The organism is Nostoc sp. CALU 1950 (genome assembly GCF_051172895.1).
GTDB classification, from domain to species: Bacteria; Cyanobacteriota; Cyanobacteriia; order Cyanobacteriales; family Nostocaceae; genus Nostoc; species Nostoc edaphicum_A.
The window spans coordinates 1-12,893 of sequence record NZ_JBDNJQ010000210.1 but is presented as its reverse complement, the minus strand read 5'-3'; the positions used below and the strand labels follow the sequence as shown (position 1 = coordinate 12,893).

Sequence of the window (12,893 nt, the reverse complement as noted above, 5' to 3'; positions counted from 1 at the left end):
TCCCACAAACGGATTGTCGAATCATTGCTGGCACTGACAATCCACTGACCATCAGAGCTAAAGGCGACAGAATTGACCCAATTCTCATATTTGCGCTGCGATCGCCCGATGACCCGATCTTGTAATATTTGATGTAGCTCCCACAAACGCACAGTTTTATCGCCACCACTGATAATCAACTTGCCATCGGGGCTAAAGGCTAGGGAATTAACCTGTCCTTCATGTCCACGCCAAGGTTGAGTGATGAGGTTGCCATTGATATTCCATAAGCGTATTGTGCGATCGCAGCTACCACTAATAATAAACTTGCCATCAGAGCTAAACGCTACAGAATTTACATGTCCTTCATGCCCGTGCCAAGGTTGACCGATGGGATTACCTTGTATGTCCCACAACTGCACTGTAGAATCACTACTACCACTGACAATAAACTTGCGATCGGGGCTAAAGGCGACGCAAATAATTTTCGCCTCATGTTTGTGCCAGGGTTGAGTGATGGTGTTACCTTGTAAATCCCACAAACACACCGTTCCGTCAAAACCAACGCTGACAATAGAATCGCCATTTGGGCTAAAGGCGACGGAAATAACTCCTTCCTTGTGTCCGCGCCAGGGTTGAGTAATGGCGTTACCTTCAAAATCCCACAAACACACCGTCCCATCAAAACCAACACTGACAATAGAATCGTCATTTGGGCTAAAGGCGACGGAAATAATTCCTTCCTCATGTCCCTGCCACAGTTGAGTAATGAGATTACCTTGTAGATCCCATAAACACAAAATTCCGTCAATACTACCGCTAACAATCAACTTGCCATCAGGACTAAAGGCTAGACAATTAACCTCTTGCTCGTGTCCACACAAAAATTGAGCAGTAGGATTGCCAATGATATTCCACAAGCACACGGTATAATCGCTACTGCCACTGGCAATAAATTTGCCATCAGGACTAAAGGCTACACAATTCACCTCTTGCTCGTGTCCGCGCAAGCTATTTGCCTCTGTGGGTGTGTTCATTGCTTCCTTTAAGCTTCCCAAAACAGGAGCTAGAAGCTGGTTTGGGTATTTCTCTAGATTCTCACCCATTGTTTGAATTGCCAGCACCAAACCCTCTAGCGGTTGGACAGGAAGTAAATTCAAAACCCTGGCGGATTGCTCGCGCAGTTTTAATTCAATCAGTGCAAGGTTTAACTTTTGAATCTCTTGTTCCTGGCGATCGCACCATCCAACACTAGCATTAATAAATTGATTAGCTTGTTCGCTTAAATAACCAAACGTTTGCTCTTTTAGTTCTTTATAAGTCTTTGTCTTCAGAACCCGGTTTGTAATATCTTCTCTTTCCCACAGCACATCTAAGGTGTATGCCAGAAGTGGTAAATAATCATTTTGTTGGTGAAAATCATGAATAATTTGCTCAACTAATCCTTGTTCAAAGATAACGCCATTTCTCGAAGCAGGTTCAGCGATCGCTAACTTTAATTCTCCATCGCTCATTCTAGTGAGTATACGACTATAGCGATCGTGGATCTTCGCAAGTTGGGGATACTCACTAAATTTATCCAGAAAATCAAACCGCATTGTTAAAACAATTTTGACAGAGCTATCCTGCTGCTGGAACAGTTGAAAGAGACTAGCAACAAATTTATCGCGTTCCGGTTTTTGAGTTTTTGTAAACAGTTCTTCAAATTGGTCAATAAAAATTAGAACGCACTGATAATCTTGTTTGAGGAATGTGACAATTTGAAGTAGGGGATTTTCTCTAATTTTTTTAGCAATATCCGCTATTTGCGCTTTTTTCCCATAAGTAGAAGCAAGACACTGATAAAGAGATTTAAAAGGATTTTCATCTGGGTGAAAACTTATATTAATTAATGAATTTTTATGAGATCCTAAATAAGGAATTAAACCTGCCCGAATCAATGATGATTTGCCACTGTCTGATGCTCCTAAAAGCAAAAGTACATTATCTTCTTTTAAGCAATTTCCCAGATTAGCAATCCACTTCTCCCGACCAAAAAATTTGTCTTTATCTTTAATTTCAAAAGTTTTTAGTCCTAAGTACGGAGAGTCTGTTTTAAGTGGACGACAATGAATGTCCTCAAAATTACTGTCAGAAAAAAAGTCGTATTCAGAAATACATTGGACATTAAACCCAATATTTATATCGCCTTCAGAACTGTTAACCATCTTATCTCCTTACTTTTGCACATCTCTGGCTAAATCTTTACCTCAGTTATAGTTCCTCGGCTAATCTTTGTAAGTAACTCAACAAAATTAATTACACATTCTCTTGTGAAGCTTTCCCTGTCACCGCCCTATAGGATAGAAGTTTTGTAAATCCTATCTCATCCGTGAAAGATTAAGGTTTTAAATAGCTTTATTCAGCAAAATTACTTAAGTAAATTTCAAAAAAATGTAGTAACTTTATCCTAAAACGCCAGAAATGACAAACGGGATGGAACTTTTTGATAACCTACACCTTGCTATGTTTAGCGGCAAAGGTGGAGTCGGAAAAACGACAATCTCCTGCACCTTTGCATGTCGTTGGGCGCAGAAATTTGCCAATGAGAAAATTCTTTTAATCTCAACCGATCCGGCTCACTCTCTTGGAGATGTTTTACAAGTTAGCGTTGATGACATTTCTCGTCCCATAGCGGAACTACCCAATCTACTAGTAAGGGCGTTGGATGCAAAGCGTCTGCTACAAGACTTTAAAGAACGTTATGGTCAGGTGTTAGAACTGTTAGTGGAGCGCGGTAGTTTTGTTGAAGGAGAAGACTTGTCTCCAGTTTGGGATTTAAATTGGCCTGGACTGGACGAGTTGATGGGCTTGTTAGAGATCCAACGCCTTTTTCAGGAGCAGCGGGTAGATCGAGTAGTAGTAGATATGGCTCCTAGCGGTCATACTCTCAACTTATTTGGATTGATGGATTTTTTAGACACTTTCCTCCACTCTCTTGAACTGTTTCAAGAAAAGCATCGGATTATTAGCAAGACCTTTGCTGGAAGTTACACACCCGATCGCGCTGACGATTTTTTGCAAACCCTGAAAGCTGAACTGTCGCAAGGTCGTCGTCTGCTTCAAGATCCCACCCATACAGCTTGTTTGTTAGTTGCGATTGCCGAACCAATGAGTTGGTTGGAGTCAAAACGGTTCCTAGAAGCCTTACAAACTTTGCAGGTTCCTTGTGGAGGGTTGTTTGTTAACCAAGTCCTGGCCAGTGCGACTGACCCAGATCGTTACCAAGAACAACAACCGCTGATTGGTCAGTATACGGATCTTGCTAACGAAAAGCCGATTTTTATTGTGCCACAGCAAGATGAGGAGCCTTTAGGGATTCTAGCCCTCAGCCATCTCATCAACCAAATCCATGTTCCTCAGCTTGAACCGCTATCTTTTATCGATCTACTCCCAGTTCAATGGCCGGAAACAATTCCTCCTAGCTTTGGAGATTTTCTCACCAAAGGTCGTCGCCTGTTACTAATTGGCGGTAAGGGTGGAGTAGGCAAGACCACAGTAGCAGCTGCGATTGGTTGGGCTATGGCTCAACAACATCCCGATCGCAAAATTCGCATGGTTTCCATCGATCCAGCCCACTCCTTGGGTGATGCCTTTGGTCTGAGTTTAGGACACGAACCATATCAAATAACTGCTAATCTTCGAGGTCAGGAAGTAGATGGCGATCGCATTGTCGATCAATTCAGAGCCGATTACCTATGGGAACTGGCCGAAATGATGAGTGGCGAAACCCAAACAAGCGAAGCTATTGAAATGGCCTATGCTCCTGCTGCCTGGCGCAAAATTGTCGATCAAGCTTTACCAGGGATTGATGAAATACTTTCCCTGTTAACAGTAATGGAATTGCTAGAGCAACAAGAAGAAGACTTGATTATTTTAGACACTGCTCCTACAGGTCATCTTCTGCGTTTTCTAGAAATGCCAACTGCATTAGCAGACTGGCTAGCTTGGATTTTCAAACTCTGGATCAAGTATCAGAATGTCCTTGGTCGTACAGAGTTTATGGGGCGTTTACGAACTTTGCGACAGCGTGTAGTTAAAGCCCAAAAAGTGCTAAAAGACCCACAACAAGCAGAGTTCATTGGGGTTACACTTAACCAGACTAGTGTACTTGCCGAACAAAAACGCCTGTTCAAATCTATGGAAGAAATAGGTGTAAGTCAGAATTACCTTCTTCTCAACCGTTTTACTTCTACAGCAACCATTAATTGCGATGACTGCGAGACAAATTTTCCAGGTTTGACAATAGTTCGCTTACCAATGCTTCCTCGCTCAGTTCAGCCTTTAGAACGCATCCAAGCAGCCGCAGCCTGTTTATTTTAACGGCTAATTAGACTAAATACTTTCATACCCAAAGAGAAATTTATTATGCATCGCACTCCAAACCGCAGACAAATTCCAGCCAAATTTAGCACCATGCCTCCTCAACGTTCTCAAGCAACAGCTTACTTAAATGCTTACAAAATGATGCTAGAGAAGGAGCGTTTAGAGGAGGAACTAGAGAAACTCGAAGCACGCCGACATCAGATTCAGCAGCGTCTTGCTATTTTAAATAGTCAAACAATTCCTGAAGGGGACATGACTCATCAGCAAGCAAAGACTGACTTAGAGAAAAAGACACCAAAATTCAACACCATAATATTGGAATACTAAGTACTAAGATTTCAGCTGCCTATTCTTCGCAACTTACTTGCGCGGCCGCGGCTTAAAGTTGAATTAAAATATCGGCATTAAAACCCTTAACTAATGTCGTGAAATTCGGGTTAATCGACATTCAAGGGAAAGCGGCTAATTTAGAGCAATATGTATTGGTTAATGTGGATGGGTATAGATGAGAATAACTGTTGAAGAGTTGTTGCATATGTACGCTACTGGGGAAAGAGACTTTAGTGGGATTAATTTGAAGGCTGGTGATTTGGCTGGCGTTAACCTCACTGATGTTAACCTCAGTGCATCCAATTTGATTTTTACTAACTTTAGTGATGCTAACCTCACTGGTGCTGACTTGAGTGGTGCTGACTTGGCTGAGTCCCAATTTGATAGGGCTAATCTTAGTCGAGCTATTCTCAGAAAAGCCAATTTGAGTTATCTTGTCATGCGCTATGCCTGTTTGGAAGGAGCCGACCTTGCTGATGCTTATCTTGGGCATGGAGATTTTGAAGGTACGATTTTCAGGTGTAGTAATTTGGAAAGAGTCAGCTTTTACAGTTGCAATTTGAGGCAAGCTGATTTAGAGTCAGCCAATATTGTTGAAGTTTCCTTTGAAAATACTTATATCTACAGAACTAATTTCAGAAATGCTATTTTAGAAAATATTTCTGGGCCTACTAAAAGATGTGAGACTATTATGCCTAATGGGGAAGTCGTCTCCGATCCAGAAGTTACCACTAGTCTTAAAGACTTTTGGCCTTAAATTTGAGGCATTTTTCTAATTTATTATCGGTCGTAGTTATCCCAATGTTAATTCACCCGACTGTATATCAACGACTAACCGACGATTTGTTAACCATTGACGACCGAGCAAAACTTCTGTTAAATCTTTGCCAACATGTACAGGTATGTCAAACTCTTGACCATCAAATAATACTTGACCAAGATAGATTTCAAATTTTACATCTCCCCGTGCAGTTCGCATTGTTTGCTCTCGTAAACGCTCCCAACCAAGTGCATCTATATCTTGCTCATTAATCGCTAACCAATACGAAAAACCTGTATCAAACATCGCCTCAACAGGTAATTCTAATCCATCTGATGTTATTAAATTAATTTCAAAAAGTAGTGCATCCTCATCACCAAAAAAACCGGAAATCGTCATATCGTGCCGCAAGCCCCAGACTCATTAATCCGAAAAGCATAGTGGATTTTGCCTGGATGCTGTTCGCGGCACCGTAATGAAACTACTTCTAAATCTTTATCAATAAAATATTCTCCACTATCCGGTTCAACTGCAACAAACCAGTTGTAGTGAGTTTCAATTAATTCTGATTTGACTCGCTCAAAAATAGGTTTACAACGTTGGTAAAGAGCCTCGCGTTCGGCTGAACGTCGTTCTTTTTGTTCTTCATTCCATTGAATTTCAGGGAATATTCGTCCCCTGCGTGCGGTACGAGCGGGTTTGGTTTCAGTCATGGCTGATTATATTGTGAATCGCGATACTTATATTTTCCCTCATCCACACATCGCGGATTAAATTCGATGAAAAAAGCCTCGCGTTCGCGGGTACTGTCCGTGAAAAAAGAATGCACGGTATCACAAGCTACTAATTTTTGATGTTGGTAAAAGTTTTCGGTCTACTGAAATTTATAGTAAATCAAAGGGTTTAAGACCCCTACCTCTACAGCTAGCGCCAGTTTCAGCCGGGGTTTAAATCCCCGTCTGAACGCAAACAGCGTGCCATAGGCAAAATGTCTAAAATGTTTGAATTTTGAATTTTGAATTGTTAATTATGGGGATTACCTTCTCGGCAGTCGTTTTATGCCGGGAAACCCGTCTATCGCACTACCTCGTCTCCTCTGCCTCCTGCCTCCAACCTTACTCTTGTGTCTGATTGCGTTCCTCCTCTTCTGCTTCCAGAATCGCTAATAAAAGAGCTTCTTCCTGAATTTCAAACTCTTCTTCAGGAATTTCTCCCATATCAAAAGCAAGTTGGAGTGCAAGAAGCTGCTTGCTGAGATTCTCTTTATCATCAATTTCAGTACTCGCATGTTCTAAAATTTTTTCCCCAAGCCACGTTACCCCCATTAATGGGCCAGTAATCGGTAATAGTAAGAAGCGCAGAACCATATTTTTACACTTGTGTTGACTTCTTAAAGGTATCCTCTCAACACCGTAATCATGCTGATGACATAAATATTAAACATTACTAGTCTTGTGTTGATGCCAAAATCCGTTGGATTTGAGTCCAGTTAAAGCTGATTGACATCTGTATTTTATATTTGCAATGTAAAAAAAATTACTTTTGCATGACATTCCTATTTTAGGAGGTACTTAGAGTTTGACAACAGTATTAAATGCATCTCCCCAACGATTTGTTAATACACCTGCTGTTCAACGCGTCGCTCAACGTGCTTTGCGCTATCTACAGTCAGGTTTTTCAATACATTTACGTGGTGCAGCCGGAGTCGGAAAAACTACTCTGGCAATGCATCTAGCTGATTTGCTCAACCAGCCGATCATCCTCTTATTTGGAGATGATGAGTTTAAAACCTCAGACTTGATTGGTAATCAATTAGGTTATACCCGTAAAAAGGTTGTTGATAACTATATCCACAGCGTTGTTAAAGTTGAGGATGAACTCCGACAACACTGGGTTGATGCACGATTAACCCTAGCTTGTAAAGAAGGATTTACGCTGGTTTACGACGAATTCAATCGATCGCACCCGGAGGTAAATAACGTTTTACTCTCCGTACTTGAGGAGAGGTTGTTAGTATTACCAACAAACCAACATCGAGCCGAGTATATCCGGGTTCATCCTCAGTTTAGGGCAATCTTAACATCAAATCCTCAAGAGTATTGTGGAGTTCATGCAACTCAGGATGCTTTGATGGATCGTGTTATTACCATCGATATGCCTACACCTGATGAACTGAGTCAGCAGGAAATTGTAGTTCATAAAACAGGTATAGATTCTGAGAAAGCAGAAAAAATTGTCCGCTTAGTACGGACGTTTTGGAGTCGATCTGGCTCTGGACAAGGCGGTGGATTGCGTTCCTGTCTGATGATTGCCAAAATCTGCCACGAACACGAAATTTCCGTAAACCCTGGAGATCCTAGCTTCCAAGATATTTGTGCCGATATCCTGCTTTCTCGCACGAATCAACCTCTCATGGAAGCAACTCGGCTACTGGAAGAGGTTTTAAGTGAATTGCATCATAGTATAAATACTCAAACTCAGTCGACAGAGATAATACCAAACAATCAAAATCAGCTTGTATTGGAACAACGAGTACCTTACGAACATGAAGTCTACAACTACCTGTGTAATTCTCCAGGAAGGCGTTTCTCTGAATTGGCAGTAGAACTAGGGATCGATCGCAGTCAAATTGTCGCTGCACTCAAGTCTCTCAGAGAGCAGGGAGTATTAGTACAAATGCAGGGCAATGCCGAGTCGCCGAACATCTCACAAACAGTTGCTTTTGATTCTGGCCATTTAATAAACAAATGAGTACTAATACTAATCGGGGAGCGATCACCACATCAACTCAAGGTTCTACCTTGGCAGATATTCTAGAACGGGTTCTGGATAAAGGCATTGTTATCGCAGGAGATATTTCTATTTCCGTAGGCTCCACAGAATTGCTCAACATTCGGATTCGTTTGTTGATTTCTTCTGTTGATAAAGCCAAAGAGATTGGAATTAACTGGTGGGAGAGCGACCCTTATCTTAATAGTCAAACTCACACCTTATTAGCAACTAATCAACAACTTCAAGAGCGTCTTGCCAGTCTAGAAACAGAACTGCAATCGCTCAAAGCACTCAATCCTAATAATCATCAGAATGCAGGCGATTAGTAAATCAAAAGGTTCCGATTCCGGTTTAGCACCGTTGTTACTGACGGTTGTTGAACTGATACGCCAACTCATGGAAGCTCAGGTGATTCGGCGAATGGATGCTGGCACCCTCAGCGACCATGAGCTAGATCGAGCTTCCGAAAGCCTACAACAGCTTGAACAACAGGTTGTTAAGCTTTGCGAGATATTTGATGTTGACCCAGCCGATCTAAATATTAACTTGGGTGAAATGGGAAATTTACTTCCCCAATCTGGAGGATATTACCCCGGTGAAACCTCTAGTCAACCCTCTATTTTAGAACTTCTCGATCGCCTATTAAATACGGGTGTTGTGGTTGAAGGTGACTTAGATTTAGGACTGGCTCAGTTAAGCTTAGTTCATGCCAAGTTAAGACTAGTACTCACTTCTAAACCCCTGTAACTTTTTTATCTAAATTCTTCTTGGTAAGACATTCTTATGAGTTATGGCTTTTACATTTATGGAATTTTGACCTTGCCTGCTCCACAAAATTTAAATTTAGAGGGCTTAGATCGGCAACCCGTACAAATTAAAATTTTGGATGATTTTGCAGTCATTTACTCTGAAGCACAGCAAGAGCGTTATTTGGCAAGTCGTCGTAACCTGCTAAGTCATGAGAAAGTCCTTGAGGAGATCATGCAAGGAGGCGATCGCTATTTACTGCCCGTGCAATTTGGACTTTTGGTTTCAAGCTGGGAAACGGTTTCACAGCAATTAATTCGTCCTCATCAAGAAGAATTGACGCAAATGCTTGCGAAGTTATCGGGTTGCCGAGAAGTTAGTGTCAAAGTTTTTTGGGATACCGAGGCAGAAATTCAGGGACTATTGGCAGAACACCCAAATCTCAAAACCGAAAGGGATAAGCTAGTGGGTCAACCCCTGAGTATGGAGCGGGTAATCCAAATAGGGCAAACCATCGAACAGGGAATGAGCGATCGCAAGCAAGGCATCATAGATGTATTTAAAAGCACACTCAACTCCATTGCGATCGAGGTGGTGGAAAATACTCCCCAAGTGGACACAATGATCTACAATTCAGCCTACCTAATTCCTTGGGAAGCAGAATCACAATTTAGCGAACACGTTGAAGCACTCGATCGTCAATTTGAAAACCGTTTGCGAATTCGTTACAACAATTTCACTGCCCCGTATAACTTTGCTCGTCTTCGATTAAGTACAACGGCGTAAATATTTGTAGTTGGGATGATGCAGGAGGGAAGAGGATTTTAGTCTAGTTTATCTTCTTAATTATGGTTAGGTTTTTTTCACCGACTTACTTGTTCAGTTCCAATTAAATTAATTCCTCTTCCTATTGATACCGTTTCTTTTTGATGCTGTGCCAAATCATAGTTTTTTTTAACGCAAAGGTACGCGGAGGTGAGCGCAAAGGTACGCAGAGATTTTCTCAAGTTAATTTGCTATGTTCAAAAATATTTAGGGGCATCTTTATAGAGAGTTGGTATGAATAGCAACAAAAATTGAAACTGTTGAATTTTTTAGAAATTAAATTTTTCTCCGTCTTTTATTTAAGTAAAATCAATGGACGACATATTTAAAGGATTTGAACACCTATTAGAAATTGCCAAAGCTTTAGAAGAAAAAGTAGAGAAAGGAGAGTTAAAAACTTCTATTCAAATTCGGTCTCATAATCTCAGTAGTATTCCCCGACAAGGCAATATTCCGAGAACAAGTAATTCCAGCCGAGCCAGATCCAATTCCACCGTTGGCACTACACCAATGGATGATACTGATGTCACCCCCCCATCAGCTCGGACGAACTCAAAAACTTCTTGGCAAGATGTCGGCGGCTTGGCTGATGTTCTCCAAGAAATCAGAGAGTTAGTTGAAATTCCACTTAAACGTCCAGATTTATTGGTGAAATTAGGGTTAGAGCCTCCGCGTGGGGTTTTGCTCGTTGGCCCGCCCGGTACGGGAAAAACTTTAACAGCCCGTGTTTTGGCAGAAGAGTTAGAGTTAAACTACATTGCCATCAATGGCCCAGAGGTGATGAGCAAGTATTACGGGGAAGCAGAAGCTCGTTTGCGAAGTATTTTTGAGAAAGCAACTCGTTCTGCTCCCTGCCTGATATTTATTGACGAAATTGACAGCCTTGCCCCAGATCGCAGCCAAGTGGAAGGTGAAGTTGAAAAAAGACTAGTGGCGCAGTTGCTTGGGTTAATGGATGGGTTTGCCAAAACCGAGGGCGTAATTGTATTAGCGGCAACAAATCGTCCCGATTATCTCGATCCGGCGCTGCGTCGTCCGGGACGCTTCGATCGCGAAGTTCAGTTTCGGGTTCCCGATCGCGATGGACGATTGGAAATTCTGACGATTTTGACAAGTGCCATGCCCTTGGAGACTTCGGTTAATTTAGGAGCGATCGCCGATTTGGCTGTCGGTTTTGTCGGAGCCGATATCAAAGCACTTTGTCAAAAAGCAGCCTACATTGCCCTTCGTCGTCAAGTCCCCTCACTCAACAGTCCCGTTCCTGAGAACATGACTATCGTACAGCAGGATTTTCTCGAAGCAATTAAGGAGATAAAACCCTCAGTTCTTAGAGATGTAGCAGTTGAAGTACCAAGTGTCAGTTGGGATGACATTGGTGGATTGGATGATGTTAAACAAAAACTTCAAGAATCTGTAGAGGGCGCACTTCTTTATCCCGAACTATACGAGCAAACCAAAGCCAAGCCTCCCCGTGGGATTCTGTTGTGGGGGCCGCCGGGAACGGGAAAAACATTACTTGCAAAAGCGATCGCTTCTCAGGCTAGAGCCAACTTTATTGCTGTGAATGGCCCGGAATTACTCAGTCGATGGGTAGGTGCAGCAGAACAGGCAGTCAGAGAACTCTTTCGCAAAGCTCGGCAAGCAGCTCCTTGCGTTGTATTTATAGATGAAATTGATACCCTGGCACCAGCACGGGGACGATTCACTGGTGATTCTGGGGTTAGCGATCGCGTTGTCGGTCAACTGCTCACCGAACTGGATGGGTTGCATGAATGCCCGAAAGTACTGTTAGTAGGAGCAACCAATCGTCCAGAAGCGCTCGATCCTGCCTTGCTCAGAGCCGGAAGATTGGACTTACAAATAAAAATCGATCTACCAGATCGAGCCAGCCGATTAGCGATTTTACGAGTTCACAATCTAGATCGTCCCCTGGTTGATGTCGATTTAGAAACCTGGGCGACAGTTACCGAGGGTTGGAATGGCGCAGACTTGGCTTTGTTAAGCAATCAAGCTGCTTTAAGCGCCATTCGTCGATACCGCGCCCAAGGATTGACTGACTCCAGCTTGATTCAGATTACAAATGATGATTTCCAAGTTACATACCAAATGCTTGCTAACCAGCATCAATCTGAATAGAGGGCAGAAGGCAGGAGGCAGGAGGCAGAAGGAAGAGGTAAGAATTTTTATGCTTGATTGTGCCAAAACTAAGCATGAATACTTACTTGAAAAAACGCAGAAGTTCAGAGCGGAAGGTACTTCAGTAGAGCGGTGCAAATAAACAGAACAACTAAAACCCTCCTGCCTCCTGCCCTCTGCCTCCTGCCTGATCCCAGCTACAAATATTTACGCCGTTATACTTATGTCAATATACGCTTATGCTCTTCTAGTCCCCACCGAATCACCGCTTGTTCTACCCTTCGGGATGGAAAGGAATATTGAACTAGTTTACTCTTCTGGTTTAGCTGCGATCGTAGAGCCGGAAATCTCGCTGGAGGCAATACAGGCAACAGATGAGCATTTACTTCAAGCTGTATTAAACCACGATCGCGTGATTCGAGAACTTTTTCAACAAACTCCTCTTCTTCCCCTACGCTTTGGGAGGGGTTTTACCTCGCAAGAAAAACTGCTGAATCATCTAGAAAAGCACCAAGAGCAATATCTAGAAGCCCTAACTCACCTAGCAGACAAAGTTGAGTACACCTTAAAAATGACACCCTGTGATTTGCTTGATGAGTCTGACAGTATTGATGCCAGGGGAAAAGCCTATTTATTAGCTAAAAAACAACGCTACCAAACACAGCAAGCATTTCAAGCACAACAATGCGAACAGTGGGAACTCTTGAGCCAGTTAATTCTCAAAACATATACAAATGTTATCTGTGAAACTCGACAGTCGGATGTGCGGCAAATCCACTTTTTGGCACAGCGCAACGATTCAACGCTCAGTACGCAGCTGTTTTCTCTTTGGCAGGTACAATGCTCGCACTGGCAATTGGCACTCAGCGAACCTCTACCACCCTATCATTTTCTAGAAAATACTCTCATATAAATTCATAAAAAATAATAATTATAACTTTCCTAGAAAAAAGAAAGACGGGGTGATTTTTTCTTTAAT

13 protein-coding genes are annotated in these 12,893 nt (G+C 42.2%); 9 read left to right on the top strand and 4 right to left on the bottom strand.

Annotated elements, in window-relative coordinates; translation table 11 throughout:
• Window positions 1–2,186: nSTAND1 domain-containing NTPase (locus ABF638_RS33880; protein ID WP_435027193.1), on the bottom strand; the 2,186-nt coding region annotated here is incomplete at its 3' end.
• Window positions 2,187–2,442: 256 nt separating this feature from the next.
• Here ABF638_RS33880 and ABF638_RS33875 point away from each other — a divergent pair.
• The 3 genes from ABF638_RS33875 (at window position 2,443) to ABF638_RS33865 (ending at window position 5,431) form a co-directional block, all read left to right on the top strand.
• Window positions 2,443–4,341, top strand: a complete 1,899-nt coding sequence (locus tag ABF638_RS33875; protein ID WP_435027192.1) for an ArsA family ATPase — start codon at window positions 2,443–2,445, stop codon at window positions 4,339–4,341.
• A gap of 45 nt (window positions 4,342–4,386) precedes the next feature.
• Window positions 4,387–4,671 carry a hypothetical protein gene (locus ABF638_RS33870; RefSeq protein WP_435027191.1) on the top strand — a complete coding sequence of 95 codons (285 nt, stop codon included), beginning with the start codon at window positions 4,387–4,389 and terminating at the stop codon, window positions 4,669–4,671.
• 178 nt (window positions 4,672–4,849) lie between these two features.
• Window positions 4,850–5,431 (top strand): pentapeptide repeat-containing protein, encoded by a 582-nt coding sequence (locus ABF638_RS33865; protein ID WP_435027190.1) that lies wholly within the window; start codon window positions 4,850–4,852, stop codon window positions 5,429–5,431.
• 36 nt (window positions 5,432–5,467) lie between these two features.
• Here ABF638_RS33865 and ABF638_RS33860 read toward each other — a convergent pair whose 3' ends face one another.
• From ABF638_RS33860 to ABF638_RS33850, 3 genes are all read right to left on the bottom strand, one after another.
• Window positions 5,468–5,833 (bottom strand): retroviral-like aspartic protease family protein, encoded by a 366-nt coding sequence (locus tag ABF638_RS33860; RefSeq protein WP_435027189.1) that lies wholly within the window; start codon window positions 5,831–5,833, stop codon window positions 5,468–5,470.
• Complete coding sequence (locus tag ABF638_RS33855; RefSeq protein WP_435027188.1) at window positions 5,830–6,147, bottom strand: hypothetical protein; 318 nt, start codon at window positions 6,145–6,147, stop codon at window positions 5,830–5,832. Before ABF638_RS33855 ends, ABF638_RS33860 begins: the two co-directional genes overlap by 4 nt.
• A 402-nt stretch (window positions 6,148–6,549) precedes the next feature.
• Complete coding sequence (locus ABF638_RS33850; protein WP_335036259.1) at window positions 6,550–6,801, bottom strand: gas vesicle protein GvpG; 252 nt, start codon at window positions 6,799–6,801, stop codon at window positions 6,550–6,552.
• Between the two features lie 211 nt (window positions 6,802–7,012).
• On the opposite strand from ABF638_RS33850, the gene gvpN reads away from it, so the two are divergent.
• The 6 genes from gvpN to ABF638_RS33820 all read left to right on the top strand — a co-directional run bounded on the left by gvpN (window position 7,013) and on the right by ABF638_RS33820 (window position 12,827).
• Complete coding sequence (gvpN, locus tag ABF638_RS33845) at window positions 7,013–8,185, top strand: gas vesicle protein GvpN (protein ID WP_435027187.1); 1,173 nt, start codon at window positions 7,013–7,015, stop codon at window positions 8,183–8,185.
• Window positions 8,182–8,532 (top strand): gas vesicle protein, encoded by a 351-nt coding sequence (locus ABF638_RS33840; RefSeq protein WP_099098976.1) that lies wholly within the window; start codon window positions 8,182–8,184, stop codon window positions 8,530–8,532. Before gvpN ends, ABF638_RS33840 begins: the two co-directional genes overlap by 4 nt.
• Window positions 8,519–8,953: a gas vesicle protein K gene (locus ABF638_RS33835; RefSeq protein WP_099098977.1), complete on the top strand. Its 435-nt coding sequence runs from the start codon at window positions 8,519–8,521 to the stop codon at window positions 8,951–8,953. The genes ABF638_RS33840 and ABF638_RS33835 overlap by 14 nt, the downstream gene beginning before the upstream one ends.
• A gap of 36 nt (window positions 8,954–8,989) precedes the next feature.
• Window positions 8,990–9,739 (top strand): GvpL/GvpF family gas vesicle protein, encoded by a 750-nt coding sequence (locus tag ABF638_RS33830; RefSeq protein WP_435027185.1) that lies wholly within the window; start codon window positions 8,990–8,992, stop codon window positions 9,737–9,739.
• A 351-nt stretch (window positions 9,740–10,090) separates the two neighbouring features.
• Complete coding sequence (locus ABF638_RS33825; protein WP_435027184.1) at window positions 10,091–11,914, top strand: AAA family ATPase; 1,824 nt, start codon at window positions 10,091–10,093, stop codon at window positions 11,912–11,914.
• Window positions 11,915–12,137: 223 nt separating this feature from the next.
• The gene (locus tag ABF638_RS33820; RefSeq protein ID WP_435027182.1) at window positions 12,138–12,827 is read left to right on the top strand and encodes a GvpL/GvpF family gas vesicle protein; all 690 of its coding nucleotides are present in this window, start codon (window positions 12,138–12,140) and stop codon (window positions 12,825–12,827) included.
• Window positions 12,828–12,893 lie beyond the last annotated feature (66 nt).

Coding starts and splice junctions, on each gene's coding strand:
- ABF638_RS33875 (WP_435027192.1), top strand. CDS start 2,443: ATGACAAACGGGATGGAACTTTTTGATAACCTACACCTTGCTATGTTT.
- ABF638_RS33870 (WP_435027191.1), top strand. CDS start 4,387: ATGCATCGCACTCCAAACCGCAGACAAATTCCAGCCAAATTTAGCACC.
- ABF638_RS33865 (WP_435027190.1), top strand. CDS start 4,850: ATGAGAATAACTGTTGAAGAGTTGTTGCATATGTACGCTACTGGGGAA.
- ABF638_RS33860 (WP_435027189.1), bottom strand. CDS start 5,833: ATGACGATTTCCGGTTTTTTTGGTGATGAGGATGCACTACTTTTTGAA.
- ABF638_RS33855 (WP_435027188.1), bottom strand. CDS start 6,147: ATGACTGAAACCAAACCCGCTCGTACCGCACGCAGGGGACGAATATTC.
- ABF638_RS33850 (WP_335036259.1), bottom strand. CDS start 6,801: ATGGTTCTGCGCTTCTTACTATTACCGATTACTGGCCCATTAATGGGG.
- ABF638_RS33840 (WP_099098976.1), top strand. CDS start 8,182: ATGAGTACTAATACTAATCGGGGAGCGATCACCACATCAACTCAAGGT.
- ABF638_RS33835 (WP_099098977.1), top strand. CDS start 8,519: ATGCAGGCGATTAGTAAATCAAAAGGTTCCGATTCCGGTTTAGCACCG.
- ABF638_RS33830 (WP_435027185.1), top strand. CDS start 8,990: ATGAGTTATGGCTTTTACATTTATGGAATTTTGACCTTGCCTGCTCCA.
- ABF638_RS33825 (WP_435027184.1), top strand. CDS start 10,091: ATGGACGACATATTTAAAGGATTTGAACACCTATTAGAAATTGCCAAA.
- ABF638_RS33820 (WP_435027182.1), top strand. CDS start 12,138: ATGTCAATATACGCTTATGCTCTTCTAGTCCCCACCGAATCACCGCTT.